The organism is Pseudomonas putida W15Oct28, from assembly GCF_000708715.2.
Taxonomy (GTDB): domain Bacteria; phylum Pseudomonadota; class Gammaproteobacteria; order Pseudomonadales; family Pseudomonadaceae; genus Aquipseudomonas; species Aquipseudomonas putida_R.
In genome coordinates this window covers 39,366-64,262 of sequence record NZ_JENB01000023.1, presented here as the reverse complement: position 1 = coordinate 64,262, position 24,897 = coordinate 39,366, and the positions used below count along the sequence as shown (strand labels likewise).

19 protein-coding genes are annotated in these 24,897 nt (G+C 62.2%); 7 read left to right on the top strand and 12 right to left on the bottom strand.

Features of this window, described 5'->3' with window-relative positions; genetic code table 11:
* Window positions 1-17: 17 nt before the first annotated feature.
* The 4 genes from AK81_RS17235 to betI form a co-directional block, all read right to left on the bottom strand.
* Window positions 18-1,760 carry a potassium/proton antiporter gene (locus AK81_RS17235; protein ID WP_043200659.1) on the bottom strand — a complete coding sequence of 581 codons (1,743 nt, stop codon included), beginning with the start codon at window positions 1,758-1,760 and terminating at the stop codon, window positions 18-20.
* 226 nt (window positions 1,761-1,986) lie between these two features.
* The gene (gene betA / locus AK81_RS17230; RefSeq protein WP_043200658.1) at window positions 1,987-3,684 is read right to left on the bottom strand and encodes a choline dehydrogenase; all 1,698 of its coding nucleotides are present in this window, start codon (window positions 3,682-3,684) and stop codon (window positions 1,987-1,989) included.
* A gap of 77 nt (window positions 3,685-3,761) precedes the next feature.
* The gene (gene betB / locus AK81_RS17225) at window positions 3,762-5,234 is read right to left on the bottom strand and encodes a betaine-aldehyde dehydrogenase (protein ID WP_043200657.1); all 1,473 of its coding nucleotides are present in this window, start codon (window positions 5,232-5,234) and stop codon (window positions 3,762-3,764) included.
* Window positions 5,235-5,273: 39 nt separating this feature from the next.
* Window positions 5,274-5,930, bottom strand: coding sequence for a transcriptional regulator BetI (gene betI / locus AK81_RS17220; protein WP_043200655.1), 657 nt, complete (start codon window positions 5,928-5,930; stop codon window positions 5,274-5,276).
* A 536-nt stretch (window positions 5,931-6,466) separates the two neighbouring features.
* Between betI and AK81_RS17215 the strand changes: the two genes are divergently transcribed.
* Complete coding sequence (locus tag AK81_RS17215) at window positions 6,467-8,413, top strand: BCCT family transporter (RefSeq protein WP_241496087.1); 1,947 nt, start codon at window positions 6,467-6,469, stop codon at window positions 8,411-8,413.
* A 74-nt stretch (window positions 8,414-8,487) separates the two neighbouring features.
* Here AK81_RS17215 and AK81_RS17210 read toward each other — a convergent pair whose 3' ends face one another.
* From AK81_RS17210 to gpmI, 4 genes are all read right to left on the bottom strand, one after another.
* The gene (locus tag AK81_RS17210) at window positions 8,488-9,255 is read right to left on the bottom strand and encodes a divergent polysaccharide deacetylase family protein (RefSeq protein WP_043200652.1); all 768 of its coding nucleotides are present in this window, start codon (window positions 9,253-9,255) and stop codon (window positions 8,488-8,490) included.
* Between the two features lie 8 nt (window positions 9,256-9,263).
* Complete coding sequence (locus AK81_RS17205; RefSeq protein WP_043200651.1) at window positions 9,264-10,580, bottom strand: S41 family peptidase; 1,317 nt, start codon at window positions 10,578-10,580, stop codon at window positions 9,264-9,266.
* 79 nt (window positions 10,581-10,659) lie between these two features.
* The gene (locus AK81_RS17200) at window positions 10,660-11,976 is read right to left on the bottom strand and encodes a murein hydrolase activator EnvC family protein (protein WP_043200650.1); all 1,317 of its coding nucleotides are present in this window, start codon (window positions 11,974-11,976) and stop codon (window positions 10,660-10,662) included.
* A 228-nt stretch (window positions 11,977-12,204) separates the two neighbouring features.
* A complete protein-coding gene (gene gpmI, locus AK81_RS17195; protein ID WP_043200649.1) occupies window positions 12,205-13,740 on the bottom strand; it encodes a 2,3-bisphosphoglycerate-independent phosphoglycerate mutase in 1,536 nt (511 codons plus the stop codon).
* A 206-nt stretch (window positions 13,741-13,946) separates the two neighbouring features.
* Between gpmI and AK81_RS17190 the strand changes: the two genes are divergently transcribed.
* The 3 genes from AK81_RS17190 to secB are packed head-to-tail and all read left to right on the top strand — an operon-like array spanning window position 13,947 to window position 15,141.
* Window positions 13,947-14,360 (top strand): rhodanese-like domain-containing protein, encoded by a 414-nt coding sequence (locus AK81_RS17190; protein ID WP_016502017.1) that lies wholly within the window; start codon window positions 13,947-13,949, stop codon window positions 14,358-14,360.
* 1 nt (window position 14,361) lies between these two features.
* A complete protein-coding gene (gene grxC / locus AK81_RS17185) occupies window positions 14,362-14,616 on the top strand; it encodes a glutaredoxin 3 (RefSeq protein ID WP_003249204.1) in 255 nt (84 codons plus the stop codon).
* A 39-nt stretch (window positions 14,617-14,655) separates the two neighbouring features.
* Window positions 14,656-15,141 carry a protein-export chaperone SecB gene (gene secB / locus AK81_RS17180; protein ID WP_043200646.1) on the top strand — a complete coding sequence of 162 codons (486 nt, stop codon included), beginning with the start codon at window positions 14,656-14,658 and terminating at the stop codon, window positions 15,139-15,141.
* Window positions 15,142-15,293: 152 nt separating this feature from the next.
* Here the strand turns inward: secB and trmL are convergent, their stop codons facing one another.
* Window positions 15,294-15,755, bottom strand: coding sequence for a tRNA (uridine(34)/cytosine(34)/5-carboxymethylaminomethyluridine(34)-2'-O)-methyltransferase TrmL (gene trmL / locus AK81_RS17175; RefSeq protein ID WP_013974580.1), 462 nt, complete (start codon window positions 15,753-15,755; stop codon window positions 15,294-15,296).
* Here trmL and AK81_RS17170 point away from each other — a divergent pair.
* Entirely contained in the window at window positions 15,754-16,191 is a 438-nt protein-coding gene (locus tag AK81_RS17170) for a hypothetical protein (RefSeq protein WP_043200639.1), read from the top strand. The two genes, trmL and AK81_RS17170, sit on opposite strands and share 2 nt — an antisense overlap.
* Before the next feature lie 459 nt (window positions 16,192-16,650).
* Here AK81_RS17170 and ntrC read toward each other — a convergent pair whose 3' ends face one another.
* From ntrC to glnA, 3 genes are all read right to left on the bottom strand, one after another.
* Window positions 16,651-18,087 carry a nitrogen regulation protein NR(I) gene (gene ntrC / locus AK81_RS17165; protein ID WP_043200637.1) on the bottom strand — a complete coding sequence of 479 codons (1,437 nt, stop codon included), beginning with the start codon at window positions 18,085-18,087 and terminating at the stop codon, window positions 16,651-16,653.
* Complete coding sequence (gene glnL / locus AK81_RS17160) at window positions 18,084-19,169, bottom strand: nitrogen regulation protein NR(II) (protein ID WP_043200636.1); 1,086 nt, start codon at window positions 19,167-19,169, stop codon at window positions 18,084-18,086. Before glnL ends, ntrC begins: the two co-directional genes overlap by 4 nt.
* Window positions 19,170-19,524: 355 nt before the next feature.
* A complete protein-coding gene (glnA, locus tag AK81_RS17155) occupies window positions 19,525-20,931 on the bottom strand; it encodes a type I glutamate--ammonia ligase (RefSeq protein WP_043200634.1) in 1,407 nt (468 codons plus the stop codon).
* A gap of 490 nt (window positions 20,932-21,421) precedes the next feature.
* Between glnA and thiI the strand changes: the two genes are divergently transcribed.
* Together thiI and typA are read left to right on the top strand one after the other, a co-directional pair.
* Window positions 21,422-22,876: a tRNA uracil 4-sulfurtransferase ThiI gene (gene thiI / locus AK81_RS17150; protein WP_043200633.1), complete on the top strand. Its 1,455-nt coding sequence runs from the start codon at window positions 21,422-21,424 to the stop codon at window positions 22,874-22,876.
* Window positions 22,877-23,004: 128 nt separating this feature from the next.
* On the top strand, window positions 23,005-24,828 hold the full coding sequence (typA, locus tag AK81_RS17145) for a translational GTPase TypA (protein ID WP_043200631.1): 1,824 nt from the start codon (window positions 23,005-23,007) through the stop codon (window positions 24,826-24,828).
* Window positions 24,829-24,897 lie beyond the last annotated feature (69 nt).

Genomic DNA, 24,897 nt, shown 5'->3' with positions numbered 1-24,897 from the left:
TCCGGCAGAAACGAAGTTTAGAGGAACAATCCTGGTCCGGGTCGCGTTCCTTCGGGGAATCTGACGCCTACTTTCTGGATCTTGTTCCCGTCCATGGTTGCCACGGTCCAGATCGTGCCATGCCAATCGACCTGGTCCCCTACTACTGGAGCGCCTCCGACCTTCTGTCGGATGAACTGCGCCAGCGGCATTTTCGCGTCCAGGCCATCGAGTTTCAGGCCGTAAAGCGCTGCCACTGCACCCAGTTCGGCATCGCCTTCGAGCACGAAGTCGCCGAAGAAACGCAAGTCCAGGCCACGCTGTGGCGCTTGGCTGAACAGTTTGCCCAGGGCCGGCAGGTTGTGCTCGTGGCCGATCACGCAGAGCATGTCCCCCACTTCCAGCACGGTACTGCCAGACGGGTGCAGCAGCTGCTCGCCACGGAACAGGGCGGCAATCCGCGTGCCTTCGGGCATTTTCAGCTCGCGCAGGGCGGCGCCGATGCACCATTTTTCGGCGCCCAGGCGGTAGACGAACATTTCCCACTCGCTGGTGATGTGCACTTCCAGGGCGGAGCGGGAGATTGGCGCCGGGTCTGGCGGTACGGTCACTTTCAGCAGTTTGGCCATCCACGGCAGGCTGGTGCCTTGCACCAGCAGCGACACCAGCACGATGAAGAAGGCCAGGTTGAAGAACAGCTGGGCGTCCGGCAGGCCGGCCATCAGCGGGAACACCGCCAGAATGATCGGCACCGCGCCGCGCAAGCCTACCCAGGCGATAAAGCCCTTTTCGCGGCCATGGAAGGCCTTGAACGGCAGCAGTGCAGCGACCACCGACAGCGGCCGCGCCACCAGGATCATCCACAACGCCAGGCCCAGCGCCGGCAAGGCGATGGGCAGCAGGTCGTGGGGCGTGACCAGCAGCCCCAGCACCAGGAACATGCCGATCTGGGCCAGCCAGGCCATGCCGTCGAGCATGTGCAAAATGCCATGGCGGCTACGGATAGGCTTGTTGCCCAGCACCAGGCCGCACAGGTACACGGCGAGGAAGCCACTGCCGTGCAGGGCGTTGGTCAGCGAGAACACCACCAGGCCGCCGGCTACCACCAGGATCGGGTACAGGCCACCGGCCAGGTTGATGCGGTTGACCAGTTGCAGCATCAGCCAGCCGCCGCCCAGGCCCAGCAGCCCGCCGATGCCGAACTCGCGCAGCAGGTGGCCCAGCAGGCTCCAGTGCAGGCCGGTCTGGCCACTGGCGATCATGTCGATCAGGGTGACGGTGAGGAACACCGCCATCGGGTCGTTGCTGCCCGACTCGATCTCCAGGGTGGCGGTAACCCGCTCGTTCAGGCCTTTGCCGCCCAGCAGCGAGAACACCGCAGCGGCGTCGGTTGAGCCGACGATGGCGCCGATCAGCAGGCCCTGGATCAGGCTCAGGTTGAACAGCCAGGCGGCGACCAGGCCGGTGAGGGCGGTGGTGATCATTACCCCGACCGTGGCCAGCGACAGCGCCGGCCACAGCGCCACGCGGAAGCTTGCTACCCGCGTGCGCAGGCCACCGTCGAGCAGGATCACGGCCAGTGCCAGGTTGCCCACCAAGTAGGCGGTCGGGTAGTTGTTGAAGATGATGCCGCCACCATCGACACCGGCGACCATGCCGACGGCGAGGATGATGACCAGAATGGGGATACCCAGGCGCGATGACAGGGAACTGACCAGGATACTTGCGCCCACCAGCAATGCGCCGATCAAGAACAGGCTGTTGATGGTGCTTGCATCCAAAGGCAGGTACTCCGGGACAGCGCGGGGAAATAGGACTTGGTAGCGTACTTTTCAGCAAAAGCTAGCAGGTCGCGTGCCAATCGATTCTAACCTGATGAATTGGCAGCATGTGTTGCCTGGGCGGGCCTCTTCGCGGGCACGCCCGCTCCCACAGGTTTCTCACAATAGTTGAGATTTGTGCTGTCCCTGTGGGAGCGGGCATGCCCGCGAAGAGGCCGGTGCAGGTTTACGCCTGCTTCACTTCACGCATCGGCTTGCCTTTCACCGGTGCATCGCCCGCCACATAGTACTTGGCAGTGCTGCGCGGCAGTGGCTTGCGGCCACGGATCTTGTCCGAGATTTTCTCGGCGATCATGATCGTGGTGGCGTTGAGGTTGCCGGTGATGATCAGCGGCATGATCGAGGCATCGACCACACGCAGGCCCTTCATGCCATGCACGCGGCCTTCGCCGTCGACCACTGCCATGTCATCGGTGCCCATCTTGCACGAGCAGGACGGGTGGAAGGCGGTTTCGGCGTGCTCGCGGATGAACTTGTCCAGTTGCTCGTCGGTTTGCACGTCGGCGCCCGGGCTGATTTCGCGGCCACGGTACGGGTCCAGCGCTGGCTGGGCCATGATTTCGCGGGTCAGGCGGATGCCGTCACGGAATTCCTGCCAGTCCTGCTCGGTGGACATGTAGTTGAACAGGATGCTCGGGTGCTGGCGCGGGTTCTTCGACTTGGTCTGGATGCGACCACGGGCAGGCGAGCGCATGGAGCCCATGTGCGCCTGGAAACCGTGCTCTTTCACGCCATTGGAGCCGTTGTAGTTAATCGCAACCGGCAGGAAGTGGTACTGAATGTTCGGCCACTTGAATTCAGGGCGGGAACGGATGAAGCCGCCAGCCTCGAACTGGTTGCTGGCGCCGATGCCGGTGCCCTTGAACATCCACTCGGCACCGATGGCCGGCTGGTTCCACCACAGCAGCGATGGGTACAGCGATACCGGCTGGGTGCAGGCGTACTGCAGGTACAGCTCAAGGTGGTCCTGCAGGTTTTCGCCAACGCCCGGCAGGTCGTGTACAACCGGGATGTCGAGGCTTTCCAGCAGGTGACGCGGACCGACGCCGGAGCGTTGCAGCAGCTGCGGCGAGGCGATGGCGCCGGAGCTGACGATCACTTCCTTGCGGGCACGGGCTTCAACGCGCTCTTCGCTGTCGCCGACCAGGTAGGTCACGCCAACGGCGCGCTTGCCGTCGAACAGTACGCGGTCGCTCAGGGCGTGGGTGACGATGGTCAGGTTCGGGCGCTTCTTGGCCTGGTCCAGGTAGCCACGGGCGGTGCTGGAGCGGCGGCCGTTCTTGGTTACCGAACGGTCCATCGGGCCGAAGCCTTCCTGCTGGTAGCCATTGAGGTCTTCAGTGCGCGGGTAACCGGCTTGTACGCCGGCGTCGACCATGGCGTGGAACAGCGGGTTGTTGCCGGCTTTTGGCGTGGCAACGCTGACCGGGCCTTCGCCACCGTGGTAATCGTTCGGGCCGATGTCGCGGGTTTCGGCTTTACGGAAGTACGGCAGGCAGTCGAGGTAGGTCCAGTCTTCCAGGCCTGGCAGTTCTGCCCAGCCGTCGAAGTCCATGGCGTTGCCGCGGATGTAGCACATGCCGTTGATCAGCGACGAGCCACCCAGGCCCTTGCCGCGGCCACATTCCATGCGGCGGCCGTCCATGTGCGGCTCCGGGTCGGTCTCGTAGGCCCAGTTGTAGCGGCGGCCTTGCAGCGGGAAGGCCAGGGCGGCTGGCATCTGGGTGCGGAAGTCGAAGCGGTAGTCGGGGCCACCGGCTTCCAGCAGCAGTACGGTGACGCCGGCGTCTTCGGTCAGGCGGGTAGCCAGGGTGTTACCGGCCGAGCCGGCACCGACGATGATGTAATCGAATTCTTGGGACATGAAAGTACCCTCGTGTTGGCGGTGATCAGGGAGCGGGAACGCCCGTGCACAGCGGCACGGGCGGGGCTAGACAGGGTTTAGAAAACCGAGTTGTAGCCGCCCAGCTCGACCTGGACCGACTTGATGCGAGTGTATTGAGCCAGCGAGCTGACGCCGTTCTCACGGCCGACGCCCGACTGCTTGTAGCCACCGACCGGCATTTCGGCCGGCGATTCACCCCAGGCGTTGATCCAGCAGATACCGGCTTCCAGCTTGTGGATGATGCGGTGAGCGCGGGTGATGTCGTTGGTGCACACACCGGCGGCCAGGCCGTACTCGGTGTCGTTGGCACGACGGATCACTTCTTCTTCGGTCTCGTAGGACAGAATGCTCATGACCGGGCCGAAGATCTCTTCTTTGACGATGGTCATGTCGTCGGTGCAGTCGGTGAACACGGTCGGGGCCACGAAGGCGCCCTTGGCGAAGTCACCTTCGGTCAGACGCTCGCCGCCGCACAGTACGCGTGCACCTTCTTCTTTACCCTTGGCGATGTAGCCCAGCACGTTTTCCATGTGGGCGAAGCTGACCAGCGGGCCGAAGTTGGTGTTTTCGTCTTCCGGGTTGCCAACACGGATGCGGGCAACGCGCTCGGCGATCTTGGCTTCGAAGGCAGCTTTCATTTCAGCCGGGATGAACACGCGGGTGCCGTTGGTGCACACCTGGCCCGAGCTGTAGAAGTTGGCCATCATGGCGATGTCGGCGGCCTTGTCCAGGTCGGCGTCGGCGCAGATGATCAGTGGCGACTTGCCGCCCAGTTCCATGGTGACTTCCTTCAGCGAGGAGCTGGAGGCGCTGGCCATGACCTTCTTGCCGGTGGTGGTACCGCCGGTGAAGGAGACTTTTTCGATGCGCGGGTGCTCGGTCAGCCAGGTGCCGACTTCGCGGCCGCTGCCGGTCAGAACGTTGAATACGCCATTCGGCAGGCCGGCTTCGGTGTAGATCTCGGCCAGTTTCAGGGTGGTCAGCGAGGTGACTTCCGACGGCTTGAAGATCATCGCGTTGCCGGCGGCCAGGGCCGGGGCGGATTTCCACAGGGCGATCTGGATCGGGTAGTTCCAGGCGCCGATACCCGCAGTCACGCCCAGCGGCTCGCGGCGGGTGTAGACGAAGGACGATTCGCGCAGCGGGATCTGCTCGCCTTCGATGGCCGGTACCAGGCCTGCATAGTATTCCAGCACGTCGGCGCCGGTGACGATGTCGACGTAACGGGTCTCGGAGTACGACTTGCCGGTGTCCAGGGTTTCCAGCTGCGCCAGCTCATCGTTGCGCTCGCGCAGGATGTCGACGGCGCGGCGCAGGATGCGCGAACGCTGCATGGCGGTCATCGCAGCCCAGACTTTCTGGCCACGTTCGGCGCTTTCGACAGCCTTCTCGACGTCAGCCTCGGTGGCACGTTGCACGTGGGCGAGGACTTCGCCGGTAGCCGGGTTGATGGCTTCGAAAGTGGCATTGCTGCCAGCGTCGACGTAAGCGCCATCAATGTAGAGTTTTTGCGTTCCGAAACGGGCCATAGTGTCCTCGCAAGTGCAGTGTGTGGTTTGGCTTGCGCGTCACGCTCCTGCTGGATTGGCAAGGGCCGTGCGTGCTTGTTCAGCGGCCTGGTCGTTTGTACCCAGGGTGTGCTGTTTAGCCAGTTGTAGATCCATGTATTCGTAAGCAATCCGTATCGCCTGGCCGGTGTCGAATGCATCACCCGACAGGGCGCCACGCAGCCACAGGCCGTCGATCAGGGCTGCCAGGCCGCGGGCTGCCTTACGCGCATGGTAGAGCGGCAGGACGCGGCGGAACTGGCAGCACAGGTTGGAATACAAGCGGTGGTCGTTGATCCGCTGCAACCTGTGCAAATCGGGCTGGTGCATGCTGGAGGCCCAAAAGGCCAGCCAGGTTTTCATTGCCGGGCCGTTCACCTGGCTGGCATCGAAGTTGCCCTCGATGATCACTTTCAGGTGAGCGCGCGGGCTGTCGTCCGTCAGGGCCTGACGGCGTGCTCTGACGCCTTCGTTGAGCATGCTCATGATGTACCCCATCGTCGCTGCGATCAGGCCGTTCTTGTCCCGAAAGTAGTGACTGATGATGCCGTTCGACACACCGGCCAAACGGGCAATCAGCGCAATGCTGGCGTCCCCCAGACCGACCTGATCGACCGCCTGCAACGTGGCTTCGATCAACTGCTGGCGGCGGATGGGTTGCATACCGACCTTGGGCATCTTGCTATCTCCTCAGGCCTGCGAGCAGACGACGGGCGGCTGACTCGGCGAAGGCCAGTCTATTTTGTTTTGATTGAACGTTCAATCAATAAAGAATAAGCTCTGCGACAATTTGTGCCATTGACAGTTTTTCAGGCGGTCGAGAAGGCACGAATTAACACCCCAGGAAATCGCGTAACCCCCGGAATACAAGGCGTTGACGGGCATGAGCGATGCGAAGTGCAGATTCTGCCGTACGGCCACTGGCCCTGCGACAGGCCCTTGGAGCGGGCGGGGTGATCTGTGACGAATGCGCGCACCTCTGCGGATGCGTGGGCATTTTCAGCAGGCCACCTGTCTGTTTTTTTGCAACGTATCGATTCGGGATCACGGTTTCCAGGGTGCTTTTATAACACCTGACGCAGTGGGGATATTCCACCAATTGCTCGGGAAAGATTGATTAGCCTCCACAAAGCCGTACTGCCCGGAGCATTCGTGCAATGAGTTCTGCCTCACTTACCAAGCCCCCCGCCGAGAGGGTACGGGTCAACCGCGTGGTGTTCTTCACCTCCGCGCTGATGATCCTTGTTCTGACTGCCTTGCTGATCGCTGTACCCGATGCCGCCGGCCAAGTGCTGGGCGTGGCCCAGAAATGGCTGACGCGCACCTTTGGCTGGTACTACATGCTGGTGATCTGCGGTTACCTGCTGTTCGTCATCTACCTGGCCTTCTCCGATTACGGCAAGCTCAAGCTTGGCGGCAAGGACGATCAGCCTGACTTCAGCTACGGCGCCTGGGCCGGCATGCTGTTCTCCTCCGGCATCGGCATTTCGCTGCTGTACTTCGGCGCTTCCGAGCCGCTGGACCACTACTTCAACCCACCGCAAGGTTCACCGGCCAGCCTCGAAGCTGCGCGCCAGGGCCTGCAACTGACCTTCCTGCACTGGGGCCTGCATGGCTGGGCAATCTACGCCCTGGTCGGCCTGGCCGTGGGTTACTTCGCCTACCGTCACAACCAGCCGCTGGCGCTGCGCTCGGCGCTGTATCCGCTGGTGGGTGAGCGTTGGGTCAAGGGTGCTGCCGGCAACGCGGTGGACATCTTCGGCATGTTCGTGACCCTGCTGGGCCTGGTGACCAACCTGGGGATCGGCTCGATGCAGGTGTCCTCGGGCCTTGAATACCTGTTCGGCATGGAGCACAGCCAGACCAACCTGCTGGTGGTGATCCTGGTCATGGCCGGCGTGGCTACCGTGGCGGCGGTATCGGGTGTGGAAAACGGCATTCGCCGCCTGTCCAACCTGAACATCCTGCTGTTCAGCGGCCTGCTGCTGTTCGTGCTGCTGGCGGGCAACACCCTGCACCTGTTCAACGGCTTCGTGCAGAACGTTGGCGACTACCTCAACGGCATCGTGCTGAAAACCTTCGACCTGTACGTGTACGAGGGCGATGCTGGCAAGTCCGAGCGCTGGCTGGGCCTGTGGACCGTGTTCTACTGGGCCTGGTGGATCTCCTGGGGCCCGTTCGTCGGCATGTTCATTGCCCGTATCTCCAAGGGCCGTACCGTGCGCCAACTGGTCAGCGGCGTGCTGTTGATCCCGCTGGGCTTCACCTTGGCCTGGCTGTCGATCTTCGGTAACACCGCACTGGACCTGGTGATCAACCAGGGGGCGGTGGAGCTGGGCAAGACCGCGCTGGAACAGCCGTCAATGTCGATCTACCAGCTGCTGGAATACTTCCCGGCGGCGAAGATCGTGATTGGTGTGGCGGTATTTGTCGGCTTTGTGCTGTTCCTTACACCGGCCGACTCCGGCGCGGTGATGATGGCCAACCTGTCGTGCAAAGGCGGCAAGGTCGACGAAGACGCCCCGCACTGGATGGTGGTGTTCTGGTCGGTGGTCATCACCCTGGTCACCATCGGCCTGCTGTTTGCCGGTAACTTTGAAGCCATGCAGACCATGGTCGTGCTGGCGGGCCTGCCGTTCTCGGTGGTGCTGGTGCTGTTCATGTTCGGCCTGTACAAGGCCATGAAGCAGGACGTGGCAGTAGAAAGCGAACGCGCCGAGCTGGCCGCCCGTGGCCGTCGCGGTTTCAGCGAGCGCCTGACCCAGCTGGAGCTGCAACCGACCCAGGCTGTGGTGCAGCGCTTCATGGACAAGCAGGTCAGCCCGGCGCTGAAAGAAGCGGCCGCGCAGTTGCAGACCCTGGGCTTCGAGGTGGAAACCCGCGTTGGCCAGTCTCGCAACATGATGGGCCTGCGGGTGATGATGGACGAGGGCAACCCGTTCGTTTACGAAGTGAGCCTGGACGGCTACATGGCCGCGCCGAGCGAAGCACCGGTGGAGGGCGAGCCAGAAGTGCGTCAGCGCTACTACCGTGCCGAGGTGTACCTGCACGATGGCAGCCAGGAGTATGACCTGATGGGCTTTGCCCCGGAGCAGATCGTGCGTGACGTGCTGGATCAGTTCGAAAGCCACCGCCAGTTGCTGGGGCGTGTGTACAGCTGATTGCTGTTGAGGCAAAAGAAAACCCACTCACTGAGCGGGTTTTTTTATTGGGGCTGCAAAGCAGCCCCAGCTTCTCAGCGATTGGTGTAGCGGCCATTCTTGCCATGCCCAGGCATCGCCAGGTTGCTGCGCACGGCGATCATCTGGCTGAGCCTGATCAGTTCGATGCCCTGGCCCTTGAGCTGTGGCAGGGCCCGTTCCAGCACTTCGAGGGTCTGCGGGTAAGGATGCCCGATCAGCACCGCCGAACCCTCCTTGCGCGCCAGGGCGATGCCTTGCTGCAACTGGCCGGTGATGGCCTCGGTAGTGCGCACATCGTCGAGGAACACATCACGCGAAACGTGGGCCAGGCCAATGCGTTGCGCCTCGGCTGCGGCCACGGTGGCGGCGCTGGTGCGGCTGTCGACGAAGAACAGGTGGCGTTGCTGCAGCTCACCCATCAACCAGGCCATGGGTTCACGCTGCGCCGTCATGCGGCTACCCATGTGGTTGTTGATGCCGGCGGCGTAGGGCACCTTGACCAAGGCGGCATCCAGGCGGCGGGCCAGTTCTTCGATGGCGATGCCCGGGTGCCAGGCATAGGGCCCGGTGGCCGGGTCCATGGGCATGTGCAGGATCACCGTCTTGCCGGCCTTGTGGGCCTGGCGGGCGAAGGTGGTGGCGTGCGGGGTGTCGGGCATGATCGCCATGGTCACCGGCCCAGGCAGGGCCAGGGTTCGGCTGTCACGGTCGGGGCTCTGGCCCAGGTCGTCGATGATGATGCTCATGTAGGCCTTGCCGGCCGGCGCCGCTTGCGCGACCCCGGCCAACAGGCAGAACAACAGACACAGCAGGTAACGCATCGTGTGGATCATTTGCCCGAGGTGATGTTCAGCCCTTTGAGCAGGCTCAGGGCCTGGCTCAGCTGGAAGTCATCGTCCTGCGGGCGTTCCTTGCGCTTGCTGCTGCCGGTCGGGCGGTCGGCGCCGCCGTTGCCGTTGCCCAAGTGGCCCTGCAGGTCGGCTTCCTTGAAGTTTTCGGTGTCGACTTCGGCGGTGAGCTTGGCCGGGCGCACCTCGATGTCCGGCACGATGCCCTGGGCCTGGATGGAGCGGCCGTTGGGGGTGTAGTACAACGCGGTAGTCAGCTTCAGGGCGCGGTCGTTGGCCAGCGGCAGCACGGTCTGCACCGAACCTTTGCCGAAGCTGTCGGTACCCATCAGCACGGCACGCTTCTGGTCCTGCAGGGCACCGGCGACGATCTCGGAGGCCGAGGCACTGCCGCCGTTGATCAGCACCACCAGTGGCACGCCTTCGCTGGCGTCGGCCGGGTCGGCGGAGAAGCGCAGTTCGGAGTTGGCGATGCGGCCCTTGGTGTAGACGATCAGGCCCTTGGTCAGGAAGTGGTCAGCCACTTCTACCGCCGACTGCAGCACGCCGCCCGGGTTGTTGCGCAGGTCCAGCACGACCCCGCGCAATTTCTTGCCGTTGTCCTTGCGCATCTTGGCCAAGGCCTTGCCCACTTCGTCACCGGTCTTGACCTGGAACTGGGTGATGCGGATGTAGCCGTAGTCGTTCTCCAGCAGCTGGCTCTTCACGCTCTTGACCTGGATGACCGCGCGGGCCAGGGTTACGTCGAACGGATTGCCGCCGTCGCGCACCAGGGTCAGGGTGATTTTCTCGCCGATCTTGCCGCGCATCTTGTCGACCGCTTCGGTCATGGTCTGGCCACGGGTCGGGGCGCCGTTGATCTTGACGATCAGGTCGCCCGCCTGCACACCGGCACGCGAAGCCGGGGTGTCGTCGATTGGCGAGACCACCTTGATGAAGCCGTCTTCCTGGCCTACTTCGATGCCCAGCCCGCCGAACTCGCCGCTGGTGCTTTCCTGCAGCTCCTGGAAGTCTTCGGGGCCAAGGTAGGCGGAGTGCGGGTCAAGGTTGCTGAGCATGCCCTTGATGGCGTTTTCCAGCAGGGTCTTGTCATCCACCGGTTCCACGTAGGCAGCCTTGATGCGGTCCATGACCTCGGCGAAGGTGCGCAGTTCTTCCAGCGGCAGCGGCGCCTTGGCGGTCACCTCGGTGGCTGGCACTGCGGCGGCCTTGGCCGGCTCTGCGGCGGTGGCCAGGGGCGCGCCGACCGCCAGGGCGATGGACAGGGCCAGCTGGGTGAGACGAGGCGAGTGCAGCATGTCGAACGAACTCCTGATCCTGTAAGCGCTCCCTTGGGGAGCATCGGCGCAGCATTCAGGCTACGCCGTAGAAATTTGACTAGCCCCGGCACCACTGCGAAGGGTCGGTAGGCCGGCCCTGCTGGCGGATGGCGAAGTACAAGCCTGCCGCGTCCTGGCCACCGCTGTCGCCAACGGTGGAAATGGCTTCACCGGCCTTGACGATATCACCGGCGCTCTTGAGCAGGCTCTGGTTGTGGCCGTACAGGCTCAGGTAACCGTTGCCATGGTCCAGAATGACCAGAAGCCCGGCGCCGCGCAACCAGTCGGCGAACACCACGCGCCCGCCGTGCACCGCACGTACCTGGGTACCCGGGTTGGCGCTGATCATCACCCCGTCCCACTTGGCACGGGCGTCGCTGCCGCGGGCATCACCGAAGCGTGCCAGCAATCGACCGTTGACGGGCCACGGAAGTTTGCCCCGAGCAGAAGAAAAAGCGCCGCCGTAGCTTGCGCCGTCGGTGGAAACCATCGGGCCGAGGGTGGTGCGGGCCTTTTTCGGTGGCTCCACGGGCTCCACGGGTGCCTGGGCCCGTTCGCGGGCAGCGGCGGCAGCCAGGGCCTCCTGCTGTCGGCGTTTTTCCGCTTCCTGCTGGGCCAGCAAGGCTTTCTTGCGCGCTTCTTCAGCTTCGCGGGCCTGCCGGGCCAGGGTTTCCTCAATGGTCTTGAGGACTTTGGCCAGGTCGGCCTGATCCTGCTCGCGGGCCTGCAACTTCTGGTCGCGGTCCTTCACGTCGCCATTGAGCTTGGCCAGCACCTGCTGGCGCTTGCCGCGCTCGGCTTCCAGGGCCTGGCGGCGGCTGTCGAGGTCGGCGCGCTGGGCCAGCAACTGTTGCTGCTGGCCGGCAATTGCCTGCTCGACGTTGGCCAGCTGGCGCAACGTCTCGTTGAAGGTGCGCAATTGCTCCAGGCGCGCCTTGCTCAGGTAATCGTAGTAGGTGAGGGTGCGGGCGAATTTCTCGGGGTTCTGCTGGTTGAGCAGCAGCTTGAGGTATTCCTCGCGGCCATTGTTCTGGTAGGCCGAACGGGCCTGGATGGCGATCAGTCGTTGTTGTTCAACGCGGGCGCTCTGGAGTTTTTTTTTCTCGGTATCAAGGCGCTCCAGATCGCCCTCGGTCTTTTTTAGCTCTTGCTGTAGAGCCTCCACCTGTTTTTCGAGATCGCCGATGTCGGTCTCGGTGGCTTTGAGGTCCTTTTGCACACCGGCCTTTTCTTCCTGGAGCTTGCCTAGCGTCTTCTTGAGCTCGGCAATGTCCTGGCGGGTGGCGTCCAGTTGCTGCTGGGTCTGCACGCGCTCATCGGCGAAGGCCGGGCTGAGCAGGCAAGACAGGGCTAGGAGGATCAGGGCGCGAAGCATGGGGTTTGGCGTACCAAGGATGGAGACTGGCCTAGTATGCCCGCCCGGGCGGCCAAAAAAAACGCCTCGCTGCGGGTGCAGGGGGGCGTTTGTCTGGAATTCATGTGCAATCGGGGCTGCTGCGCAGCCCGATCGCGACACAAGGCCGCTCCTACAGGCATCACGCGAGCCCTTGTAGGAGCAGCCTTGTGCTGCGAATGGGGCGCGAAGCGCCCCCCTTGCACCGAATCAGGCGTCGACCAGGATCGAGGTTCCGGTCATTTCCACCGGCTTTTCCAGCCCCAGCAGCTGCAGCATGGTTGGCGCCACGTCGGCCAGCACGCCGCCCTCGCGTACCTTGACGTTGCGCTTGCCCACATAGATGAACGGTACCGGCTCGGTGGTGTGCGCGGTGTGCGCCTGGCCGGTGCATTCGTCTTCCATTTGCTCGACGTTGCCGTGGTCGGCGGTGATCAGCGCTTCGCCGTCCACCTTGTCCAGCGCTTCGACAATGCGCCCTACACAGGTATCCAGCGCTTCGACCGCCTTGACCGCCGCCGCGAACACGCCGGTGTGGCCAACCATGTCGCCGTTGGCGTAGTTGACCACGATCACGTCGTAACGCTGCTGCTCGATGGCTTCGACAATGCGGTCGGTCACTTCCGGCGCGTTCATTTCCGGCTGCAGGTCGTAGGTGGCAACCTTCGGCGACGGGATCAGGATGCGTTCTTCGCCTTCGAACGGCTCTTCACGCCCGCCCGAGAAGAAGAAGGTAACGTGGGCGTACTTCTCGGTCTCGGCGATGCGCAGCTGGGTCTTGCCGTTCTTGGCCAGGTACTCGCCCAGCACATTGTTCAGGCTGGAAGGTGCAAAGGCTGCGGGGGCCGGGATCTTGGCCGAGTACTGGGTCAGGCCGATGTAGGCCGCCAGTTTTGGCAGGCGGGCACGCGGGAACTCGTTGAAGTCGGTTTCGACGAATGCACGCGACAGCTCGCGGGCGCGGTCAGCGCGGAAGTTCATGAAGATCACGGCATCGCCATCTTCGACCTTGACCGCTTCACCGATGCGCGTGGCCTTGACGAATTCGTCGCTCTCGTCACGGGCGTAGGCCGCTTCCAGGCCGGCCTGGGCGGTGTCGGCGGTGTACTCGGCGGCGCTGTCGACGATCAGGTTGTAGGCGGCGCTGACGCGGTCCCAGCGGTTGTCGCGGTCCATGGCGAAGTAGCGGCCGATCAGGCTGGCGATGCGGCCCTTGCCCAGCTTGGCGAAGGTGGTGTCGAGCAGTTCGATGGACGACTGTGCGCTGCGTGGCGGGGTGTCGCGGCCGTCGAGGAAGGCGTGCAGGTAGATCTTGTCTGCACCGCGCTGCGCGGCCAGTTCGGCCATGGCCACCAGGTGGTCCTGGTGGCTGTGCACGCCACCATCGGACAGCAGCCCAAGGATGTGCACGGCCTTGCCGGCGCTGGCGGCCTTGTCCACGGCAGCGGTGAGCACCGGGTTCTCGAAGAACTCGCCATCGCGGATGGCTTTGGTGACGCGGGTGAAGTCCTGGTAGACGACGCGGCCGGCCCCCAGGTTCATGTGACCGACTTCGGAGTTGCCCATCTGCCCGTCCGGCAGGCCGACATCCATGCCCGAGCCGGAAATGAGGCCATGCGGCTGTGTGGCGCGCAGGCGATCATAGACCGGCGTATTGGCGGCAAAGATAGCGTTGTGTTCGGGAATTTCGCTGTGGCCGAAGCCATCCAGGATAATCAGGACCAGGGGTTTGGGCGTACTCGTCATCAATCAAACTCACGGTTGTTCAAAGATGATAAAGACACGCATTTTAGGGCAAATACGCCACCTGCGGCGAATATTCGTCCTGTTCCCTGACCAGCGCGGCCCATGCGGCAACATGAAGGTACCTTTGCGGCCAGCCCGTCGGGCTTTGGTGGTACTGGGGGGCTGTGTATACTGGCCGGCATTTTCAATCGCCTGGAACACCGCTGATGGTTGCTCACCTGATTCAATTCGCGACAGATCACTACATCCTGGTTGCGATCTTCGTTGTTCTGCTGGTCCTGCTGCTGCTCAATGAAATCCGCCGTGGCGGCCAGAGCCTGAGCAATGGCCAACTGACCGCCCTGGTCAACGCCGACAAGGGCCTGGTCATCGACATCCGTACTGCCAAGGAGTACGCCGCCGGCCACATCGTCGGTGCGATCAACATTCCGCAGGACAAGCTGGCCGCCCGCATGAGCGAGCTGGACAAGCACAAAGAGAAGACCCTGATCGTCGTCGACGCAATGGGCCAGCAGTCCGGCACCCACTGCCGCGAACTGCTCAAGGCTGGCTACACCGCCGCCAAACTGAGCGGTGGCGTTTCCAGCTGGAAAGCCGATAACCTGCCCCTGGTGAAGTGATATGAAGCCCGTCATCGTCTATTCCAGCGACTACTGCCCCTACTGCATGCGCGCCAAGTACCTGCTTGAGAGCAAAGGCGTGGCCTTCGAGGAAATCAAGGTCGACGGCAAGCCGCAGGTCCGCGCCGAGATGAGCCAGAAGGCTGGCCGTACGTCGGTGCCGCAGATCTGGATCGGCAGCACCCATGTCGGTGGATGCGATGACCTTTATGCCCTGGAGCGCGCCGGCAAGCTCGACGCGCTGCTGGCGGCCTGATTTGCACTGCATTCAAAAACATTAGGATAAGGATCTGCCATGACTGACCAACAGACCAACGGCGCTGCTGCAGAAGACAACAGCCCTCAGTTCTCCCTGCAGCGCATCTATGTGCGCGACCTGTCGTTCGAGGCCCCGAAAAGCCCGCAGATCTTCCGTCAGACCTGGGAGCCGAGCGTTGCGCTGGACCTGAACACCAAGCAGAAAGCCCTGGAAGGCGACTTCCACGAAGTGGTGTTGACCCTGTCGGTTACCGTCAAGAACGGTGACGAAGTGGCTTTCATCGCTGAAGTGCAGCAGGCCGGTATCTTCCTGATCGCCAACCTGGATGCGGCTTCGATGAGCCACACCCTGGGTGCGTTCTGCCCGAACATCCTGTTCCCGTACGCCCGTGAGACCCTGGACAGCCTGGTGACCCGCGGTTCGTTCCCGGCCCTGATGCTGTCGCCGGTCAACTTCGACGCCCTGTACGCGCAAGAAATGCAGCGCATGCAGGACGCGGGCGAAGTGCCGACTGTGCAGTAATCGCTGCCGGTTTCAGAAAAGCGCCTCTCGGGGCGCTTTTTTATTGCCTGTTCCGGCCCTTTCGCGGGCATGCCCGCTCCCACAATGGTTTGGCGTACACCATTCAGTGCGGGAGCGGGCGAGCCCGCGAAAGGGCCCTTGCAGGTGAAAGATCAGCTGCCGGCAAACCCGTTCTGCCGCCAGGCCTCATACACCGTCACCGCCACGGTATTGGACAGGTTCAGGCTCCGGCACCCCGGCCGCATCGGCAGGCGCAGGCGTTGCTCGGCCGGCAGGCTGTCCAGCACCTCGGCTGGCAACCCGCGGCTCTCTGGCCCGAACAGGAAGGCGTCACCCGGCTGATAGGCCACTTCATGGAACGGGTGCGAGCCCTTGGTGGTAAAGGCGAACAGCCGTGGATTACCCAGGCTTTCCAGGCATCCGGCCAGGCTCTCGTGGCGCTTGAGCGTGGCATACTCATGGTAATCCAGCCCCGCGCGCCGCAGGCGCTTGTCATCCAGTTCGAAGCTGATGGGTTCGATCAGGTGCAGGTCGCAGCCGCTGTTGGCGCACAGGCGAATGATGTTGCCGGTATTCGGCGGAATTTCTGGTTGAAAAAGGATGACGTGAAACATGCACGGCTCCAAGCGTGAAGATGACGGGCATTCTACCCCTGAACCGGACGTGCGTTCGAAGGCCTTCCCACGGGTAATGCTGTCACTGGCGATTGTCGGTTTGATGGTAGGGCTGATGATCGGCCGCCTGACCGCGCCCGACGAGCGTGAGCTGCAGCAGGTGGAGGTGGTACAGGATGGCCTGACGCTGTGGTTCAACGAAGAACCCAAGCTGCATGGCGAGAATGTGCAAGGCACGGTTGCGCTACTGTTCCAGGCTCAGGGCAAGGCCCAGCAAGGGCAATTGAGCCTGCAGGGTAAACCGGTCAGTTGGCGGGTGCAGAAGAGTGACGAAGGGTTGCTGCTGACGGTGATTGCCGCGCGTCCCCTGCACGGCGAGTGGGCCGGTGCAGAGGGCGATGGGCGCTGGCGGTTGCAGGTGAAACTGCGCGAATAAAAGAGGGGATATCCCGGCCTGCCTGTACCAGGGTCCCCAAAAGGGGTTACTGCGTATAAAGGGGGGATGACCCGGCCTGCCTGTACCGAGGTCCCCAAAACGGGCGGTGTTGCGAATAAAAGAGGGGTTCACCCGGCCTGCCTGTACCAGGGCCCCCGAAACTGGGTATGTATTAGCTATTGCAGGGGGCGTGCCAGTTTTGCAAAGCTCGTGAATATTGGGCTTTGAGGGGGATTTGGCCGGGTTTTGAGGGGATTTGTGCCTTCGCGAGGTGCACCGGGCACAGGATCGGTGCATCGGGCTGAGAAAGCCGGGCCTGCTTCGCAGGCCTATCGCGACACAAGGCCGCTCCCACAGGACGCCGCTCAGTTCAGAGGCGGCGCTATCCCTGTGGGAGCGGCCTTGTGTCGCGAAAGGGCCGCAAAGCGGCCCCCGGGATCTGGAGGGTTTACTCAGAACTCAGTGGTCGTCACCTTCCTCATCATCCCCACCCGCCACATTCATCCCCAGCTCCTTGATCTTGCGCGTCAGGGTATTACGCCCCCAACCCAGCAACAGCGCCGCATCCCGGCGCCGTCCCGCGGTGTGCTTGAGCGCCGTCTCGATCATGATCCGTTCAAAACTCGGCACCGCGCTGTCCAGCAGGTTTGACTGCCCACGCGCCAACGCCTGGTCGGCCCACTGGCGCAGGGCCTGCTCCCAGTTGGTTACCGGTGCGGCATCCTGTGGCAGGTTCAGCAGTTCGGGCGGCAGGTCGCCGATCAGCACCTCGCGGCTGGACGCCATCACGGTGATCCAGCGGCAGGTGTTTTCCATCTGCCGCACGTTGCCTGGCCACGGCAGGTTGCGGATGAACTCTTCGGTTTCCGGCTTGAGGATCTTCGGCTCGACCGCCAGTTCCTGGGCGGCGCGGGCGAGGAAGTGGCGGGCGAGGGCGGGAATATCCTCGCGGCGGTCGGACAGCCGCGGGATGTGGATGCGGATCACGTTCAGGCGGTGGAACAAGTCCTCGCGGAACTTGCCGGCCTGCACCAGCGACTCCAGGTTCTGGTGGGTTGCAGCAATGATGCGTACGTCGACCTTGACCGGCACATGGCCGCCAACGCGGTAGAACTCGCCATCAGCCAGCACCCGCAGCAGGCGGGTCTGGGTGTCGGCGGGCATGTCGCCGATTTCGTCGAGGAACAAGGTGCCCCCATCGGCCTGCTCGAAGCGGCCCCGGCGCAGGTTGGCAGCACCGGTGAAGGCACCTTTCTCATGGCCGAACAGCTCGGACTCCATCAAGTCCTTGGGGATGGCCGCCATGTTCAGGGCAATGAACGGCGACGCCGCACGCGGGCTGTGACGGTGCAGGGCGTGGGCCACCAGTTCTTTACCGGTGCCGGACTCGCCGTTGATCAGTACCGTGATGTTGGAATGGCTGAGGCGGCCGATGGCGCGGAACACCTCCTGCATCGCCGGGGCTTCACCAATGATTTCCGGAGTGCGCGCCAGGTTCTGTGGCACATCCAGGCCTTGTTGCTCCTGGGCGTGCTGGTTGGCGCGCTTGACCAGTGAGACGGCTTCGTCCACGTCGAACGGCTTGGGCAGGTACTCGAAGGCACCGCCCTGGTACGACGCCACGGCGCTGTCGAGGTCGGAATGGGCGGTCATGATGATGACCGGCAGGCGCGGGTGGTGCTCGCGGATCTGTGCCAGCAGGTCGAGGCCGCTGGCACCCGGCATGCGAATGTCGGAAATGATCACGTCCGGTTGCTGGCGTGCCAGGCGGCCCATCACACCATCTGCGCTGTCGAAGCTCTGGGTGGTCATGCCTTCTTGTTGCAGGGCTTTTTCCAGGACCCAGCGGATGGAGCGATCATCGTCGACGATCCATACGGTTTCACTTCGGCTCATGAGGCGGTGGCTCCTTGTTCCAGGGGCAGGTAGATCGAGAAGGCAGTGTGGCCTGCGTGGCTTTCACACTCGATCAGGCCCTGGTGCTGGCTGATGATGTTCTGAGTAATGGCCAGGCCCAGCCCGGTACCGTCCGGGCGGCCGCTGACCATGGGATAGAAGAGGGTGTCTTGCAGTTCCGCCGGAATGCCCGGGCCGTTATCGATGATCTCCACCCGCGCTACCAGGCGATGGCGAACATGGCCGATGGTGAACTGGCGCAAGGCGCGGCTGCGCAGGGTGATGCGGCCCAGGCGCAGTTCGTTCTGCGAACTGATCGCCTGCATGGCGTTGCGCACGATGTTGAGTACGGCCTGGATCATCTGCTCGCGGTCGATCAGTACGTCCGGCAGGCTTGGGTCGTAATCGCGCACCAAAGTGATGCAGCCCTGGCTTTCGGCATCGACCAGGCTGCAGACCCGCTCCAGCACTTCGTGGATGTTGGTCATGGCCAGCGATGGCAGCTTGTTCGAACCGAGCATGCGGTCGACCAGGTTGCGCAGGCGGTCGGCCTCTTCGATGATCACGTTGGTGTAGTCGCGCAGGCCTTCTTCGGGTAGCTCGCGGGCCAGCAACTGGGCTGCGCCACGGATGCCGCCGAGGGGGTTCTTGATTTCGTGGGCCAGGCCACGCACCAGCATCTTGGTGGTTTCCTGCTTGCTCAGCTGGGCCTCTTCCTTGGTGATGCGCAGCAGCCGGTCGCGTGGGTGCACCTCCAGCAACAACAGGGTCTGGCCCTGGTTCAGGATGGGCGTTACCGCGTAGTCGACGGTGATGGTCTGCCCGGTCAGCGAGGTGAGCTGCGCTTCGCGCTTGGTGAACGGGTGCGCCTGCTCGACCGCCTGGCGCAACGAGCTGAGCGCCTCGGTCGATTCGGTAAACAGCTCGCTGATGAACTGCCCATGGCTACGTTGACCACTGACGGCCAGCAGCATTTCTGCGGCCGGGTTCATGTATTCCAGGCGCAGCTCGGCGTTGAGCAGCAACGTGGCGGTGGTCAGGTTGTCCAGAAGCAGACGGTGCTGCGCATCGCTGATGGTCATAAGGCGTCGTTGACCTCTTTTGGCGCTTGCCTGGCACTTTTTTGGCCAGGGCCGGGCTCGGGGTGCATCGGCTGATGCGAGTCTCTCTGCAGAAAAATGCAAGAAACAAACCAAAGCTCCGAAAAGAAGCGGGATTTGCCGATAAAGGCCTGTATCTGCGCAAATTCGGATCAGAAAGTCTTGATGAAACGTTTAATGTGAACCAGATTGGGGAGCAAATCGGGGCACTGCACTCAATCTTGCACCAAGATAGAGCATAGCGTGGGTGGCGAGGTATCTGCGTGGGGCGCAAACGAAAACGGCCTCCCGAAGGAGGCCGTCGTGATCATGTCATCGGCGCGAGGCGCCGATCAGATCAGCAGCTGTAGTACAGCTCGTATTCCAGCGGGTGCACGAAGGTGCGGACCTTGATCTCTTCTTCGCTCTTCAGCTCGATGAAGGCATCGATGAAGTCGTCGGAGAACACGCCGCCCTTGGTCAGGAACGCACGGCCTTTGTCCAGCTCTTCCAGGGCTTCTTTCAGGCTGCCGCACACTTGCGGAATGTCCTTGGCCTCTTCTGGTGGCAGGTCGTACAGGTTCTTGTCGGCAGCATCGCCTGGGTGGATCTTGTTCTGGATGCCGTCCAGGCCAGCCATCAGCAGGGCCGCGAAGGCCAGGTACGGGTTGGCCGATGGGTCCGGGAAGCGTGCTTCGATACGGCGGGCTTTCGGGCTGCCGACGTAAGGAATACGGATCGAGGCGGAACGGTTGCGAGCCGAGTAGGCCAGCATTACCGGGGCTTCGAAGCCTGGGACCAGACGCTTGTAGGAGTTGGTCGACGGGTTGGTGAAGCCGTTCAGGGCCTTACCGTGCTTGATGATACCGCCGATGAAGTACAGGGCGGTGTCGGACAGGCCGGCATAGCCTTCGCCCGAGAAGGTGTTCTTGCCGTCTTTCCAGATCGACATGTGCACGTGCATGCCCGAGCCGTTGTCGCCGTACAGTGGCTTCGGCATGAAGGTGGCGGTACGGCCGTAGGCGTCGGCAACGTTGTGCACGACGTATTTCAAGGCCTGTACTTCGTCAGCTTTCTTCACCAGGGTGTTGAACTTGACGCCGATTTCGTTCTGGCCGGCAGTCGCCACTTCGTGGTGGTGAACTTCAACGATCTGGCCCATTTCTTCCAGTGCGTTGCACATGGCAGTACGGATTTCGTGGTCGTGGTCGAACGGCGGAACCGGGAAGTAGCCGCCTTTCACGCCTGGACGGTGGCCTTTGTTGCCGCCTTCCACGTCAGCGCCGGTCATCCACGAGCCTTGCTCGGAGAAGATCTTGAACATCGAGCCGGAGATGTCCGAGTGGAACTTCACTTCGTCGAAGATGAAGAACTCTGGCTCCGGGCCTGCGAATACGGTGTCACCGATGCCGGTGCTCTTCAGGTACTCTTCGGCGCGCTTGGCGATCGCACGTGGGTCGCGATCGTAGCCTTGCATGCTCGACGGATCGACGATGTCGCAGGTGATGATCAGGGTAGGTTCTTCGGTGAACGGGTCGAGGACGGCAGTGTCGTCAACCGGCATCAGGATCATGTCCGAAGCTTCGATGCCTTTCCAGCCAGCAATGGAGGAACCGTCGAACATCTTGCCGACTTCGAAGAAGTCTTCGTCCAGCGCATCACGCGACGGCATGGTCACGTGGTGCTGAATGCCTTTGGTGTCCGTGAAACGCAGATCAATCCACTTGACGTCATGATCTTTGATGAGTTGAACCGACTTCGACATGTTGTCCTCCGGAGGGTCTAGAGCGCGGTGGGCCGCTGCCCTGGAAAAAGGGTGTTGCCGGGCGCGGATAGTCGGCCAAGCTTACCTGCCTCACAAGGGAGCAAATTGCATGCCAGTGCCCGAAAATGGCGAGGGTGGGATAAAAGCAGGCGTTTGCGGGCATTTGGCGGCGGGTTGGCGGGGAAAAGTGCACCCTTACGATGCGAATTCTGGCATTGATGCACCAATAAGGTGCGCCGTTCGGGCCTTGTGCTTTCTTTGAGGGCCCCTTCGCGGGCAAGCCCCCTCCCACAGGTACGGTGTGCTCTTTGAAGCTTGCACGGCTCCTGTGGGAGCGGGCTTGCCCGCGAAAGGGCCGGAACAGGCACCACAAAACCCCGGCCCTGCATTTATCTGAAAGCTTCTGATCAAAAGTTGGTCAAATCCTGAGCAATTTCCGATATAATTCGCGCCCCTCATTTTCGGCAGGCCCTGCGCGCGCTGTTAACCAATGAAACTTATCGTCAAAGTCTTCCCAGAAATCACCATCAAGAGCCGGCCGGTGCGCAAGCGCTTCATCCGCCAGCTCGCCAAGAACATCCGCAACGTGCTCAAGGACCTCGATCCTGAGCTCGCGGTCGATGGTGTCTGGGACAATCTCGAAGTGGTCACCCGCATCGAGGACGAAAAGGTCCAGCGCGAGATCATCGAGCGCCTCACCTGCACACCGGGTATCACCCACTTCCTGCAGGTAGAGGAATACCCGCTGGGTGACTTCGACGACATCGTTGCCAAGTGCAAGCAGCACTTCGGCCACCTGCTGGCCGGCAAGCACTTCGCCGTGCGCTGCAAGCGCGGTGGCCACCATGACTTCACCTCGATGGACGTCGACCGGTACGTCGGCAGCCAGCTGCGTCAGCAGTGTGGCGCCGCCGGTATCGAGCTGAAGAAGCCTGAAGTGCTGGTGCGCATCGAAATACGCAACCAGCGCCTGTACGTGATCCACAACCAGCACCAGGGCATCGGCGGCTACCCGCTGGGCGCCCTGGAGCAGACCCTGGTGCTGATGTCCGGTGGCTTCGACTCCACCGTGGCGGCCTACCAGATGATGCGCCGCGGCCTGATGACCCACTTCTGCTTCTTCAACCTCGGCGGCCGTGCCCACGAGCTGGGCGTGATGGAAGTGGCCCACTACCTGTGGAAGAAGTACGGCAGCAGCCAGCGCGTGCTGTTCATCAGCGTGCCGTTCGAAGAAGTGGTCGGCGAGATCCTCAACAAGGTCGACAACAGCTACATGGGCGTGACCCTCAAACGCATGATGCTGCGCGGTGCCGCCCACATGGCTGACCGCCTGGAGATCGATGCGCTGGTGACCGGCGAGGCCATTTCCCAGGTGTCGAGCCAGACTCTGCCGAACCTGTCGATCATCGACTCGGCCACCGACAAGCTGGTGCTGCGCCCGTTGCTGGCCAGCCACAAGCAGGACATCATCGACCAGGCTACCGAAATCGGCACTGCCGACTTCGCCAAGCACATGCCAGAATATTGCGGCGTGATTTCGGTAAACCCGACCACTCACGCCAAGCGCCACCGCATGGAGCATGAAGAGAAGCAGTTCGACATGGCCGTGCTGGAGCGCGCCCTGGAGCGCGCCAGGCTGATCTCCATCGACCATGTGATCGACGAGCTGGGCAAGGACGTCGAAATCGAGGAAGTGGCCGAGGCACTAGCTGGCCAGATCGTCATCGACATTCGTCACCCCGATGCCCAGGAAGACGAACCTCTGGTGCTGGAAGGTATCGAAGTCCAGGCCATGCCGTTCTACGCCATCAACAGCAAGTTCAAGCACCTGGACCCAACGCGCCAGTACTTGCTGTATTGCGACAAGGGTGTGATGAGCCGTTTGCACGCACACCATCTGCTCAGTGAGGGACATGCCAATGTGCGTGTTTATCGTCCGACATAAGACGCCGGGGCTGTATGGCGGCAGTATCCGCCATCGCCCTCCCGACCGCCGGGCCCGCTGAGCCTTAAACAGTACATATTGGCCGCCTAAAATGGGCGGCAACCGAATCCTCTGATCGAGATACACTTGTGATCGAAAATCTGCGTAACATCGCCATCATCGCCCACGTTGACCATGGTAAAACCACCCTGGTCGACAAACTCCTGCGTCAGTCCGGCACTCTGGAGCGTAACGAGCTCAACGACGAGCGCGTCATGGACTCCAACGACCAGGAAAAAGAGCGCGGTATTACCATTCTGGCGAAAAACACCGCCATCAACTGGAACGGCTACCACATCAACATCGTCGACACCCCCGGCCACGCCGACTTCGGTGGCGAGGTTGAGCGTGTAATGTCGATGGTTGACTCCGTGCTGCTGCTGGTCGACGCCCAAGACGGCCCGATGCCGCAAACCCGCTTCGTGACCAAAAAGGCCTTCGAAGCTGGCCTGAAGCCAATCGTTGTGATCAACAAGGTTGACCGTCCGGGCGCGCGTCCTGACTGGGTTCTGGACCAGATCTTCGACCTGTTCGACAACCTCGGCGCTACCGACGAGCAGTTGGACTTCCAGGTTGTCTACGCCTCGGCCCTGAACGGCATCGCCGGTCTGGACCACACTGCCATGGCCGAAGATATGACCCCGCTGTACCAAGCGGTCATCGACCACGTTCCAGCACCAGCTGTTGACCGTGACGGCCCGTTCCAGATGCAAATTTCCGCACTGGACTACAACAGCTTCCTGGGTGTGATCGGTGTTGGCCGTATTGCCCGTGGTCGCATCAAGCCGAACACCCCGGTTGTCGCCATCGACGCCGACGGCAAGAAGCGTAACGGCCGTATCCTCAAGCTGATGGGCCACCACGGTCTGCACCGCGTCGACGTCGAAGAAGCCCAGGCTGGCGACATCGTCTGCATCAGCGGTTTCGACGAGCTGTTCATCTCCGACACCCTGTGCGACCCGACTGCCGTTGAGGCGATGAAGCCGCTGACCGTTGACGAGCCAACCGTTTCGATGACCTTCCAGGTCAACGACTCGCCGTTCTGCGGCAAGGAAGGCAAGTTCGTCACCAGCCGTAACATCAAGGACCGTCTGGACAAAGAGCTGCTGTACAACGTTGCCCTGCGCGTTGAAGAAACCGACTCCCCAGACAAGTTCAAGGTCTCGGGCCGTGGCGAGCTGCACCTCTCGGTACTGATCGAAACCATGCGTCGCGAAGGCTTCGAACTGGCCCTGGGCCGTCCGGAAGTAATCATTCGCGAAGTAGACGGCGTCAAGCAAGAGCCGTTCGAAAACGTCACCATCGACATCCCTGAAGAATCCCAGGGCAAGGTCATGGAAGAAATGGGTCTGCGTAAAGGCGACCTGACCAACATGGTTCCGGATGGCAAGGGCCGTGTACGCCTGGAATACAACATCCCGGCGCGTGGTCTGATCGGTTTCCGTAACCAGTTCCTGACCCTGACCAACGGTGCAGGCATCCTGACTTCGATCTTCGATCGCTACGACACCGTGAAGTCCGGCCACATGTCCGGCCGTCAGAACGGCGTACTGGTTTCGGTCGAAACCGGCAAGGCGCTGACCTACTCGCTGGAAACCCTGCAGGCGCGTGGCAAGCTGTTCGTCGAGCACGGTCAAGAGATCTACAACGGTCAGATCGTCGGCCAGAACAGCCGCGACAACGACCTGGGCGTCAACCCTACCAAGGGCAAGAAGCTCGACAACATGCGTGCTTCGGGTAAAGACGAAGTCATCGCTCTGGTTCCGCCAGTTCGCTTCACCCTGGAACAGGCTCTGGAATACATCCAGGAAGACGAGCTGTGCGAAGTAACGCCGAAGTCCATCCGTCTTCGCAAGAAGATCCTGGACGAAAGCGAGCGTACCCGCGCTGCCAAGAAAGCCAAAAACAGCTAAGTTAGCTTTGGCTGAATGAAAACGCCCCCGGTCGAAAGGCCGGGGGCGTTTTTTTTGCCTTCAGGATTT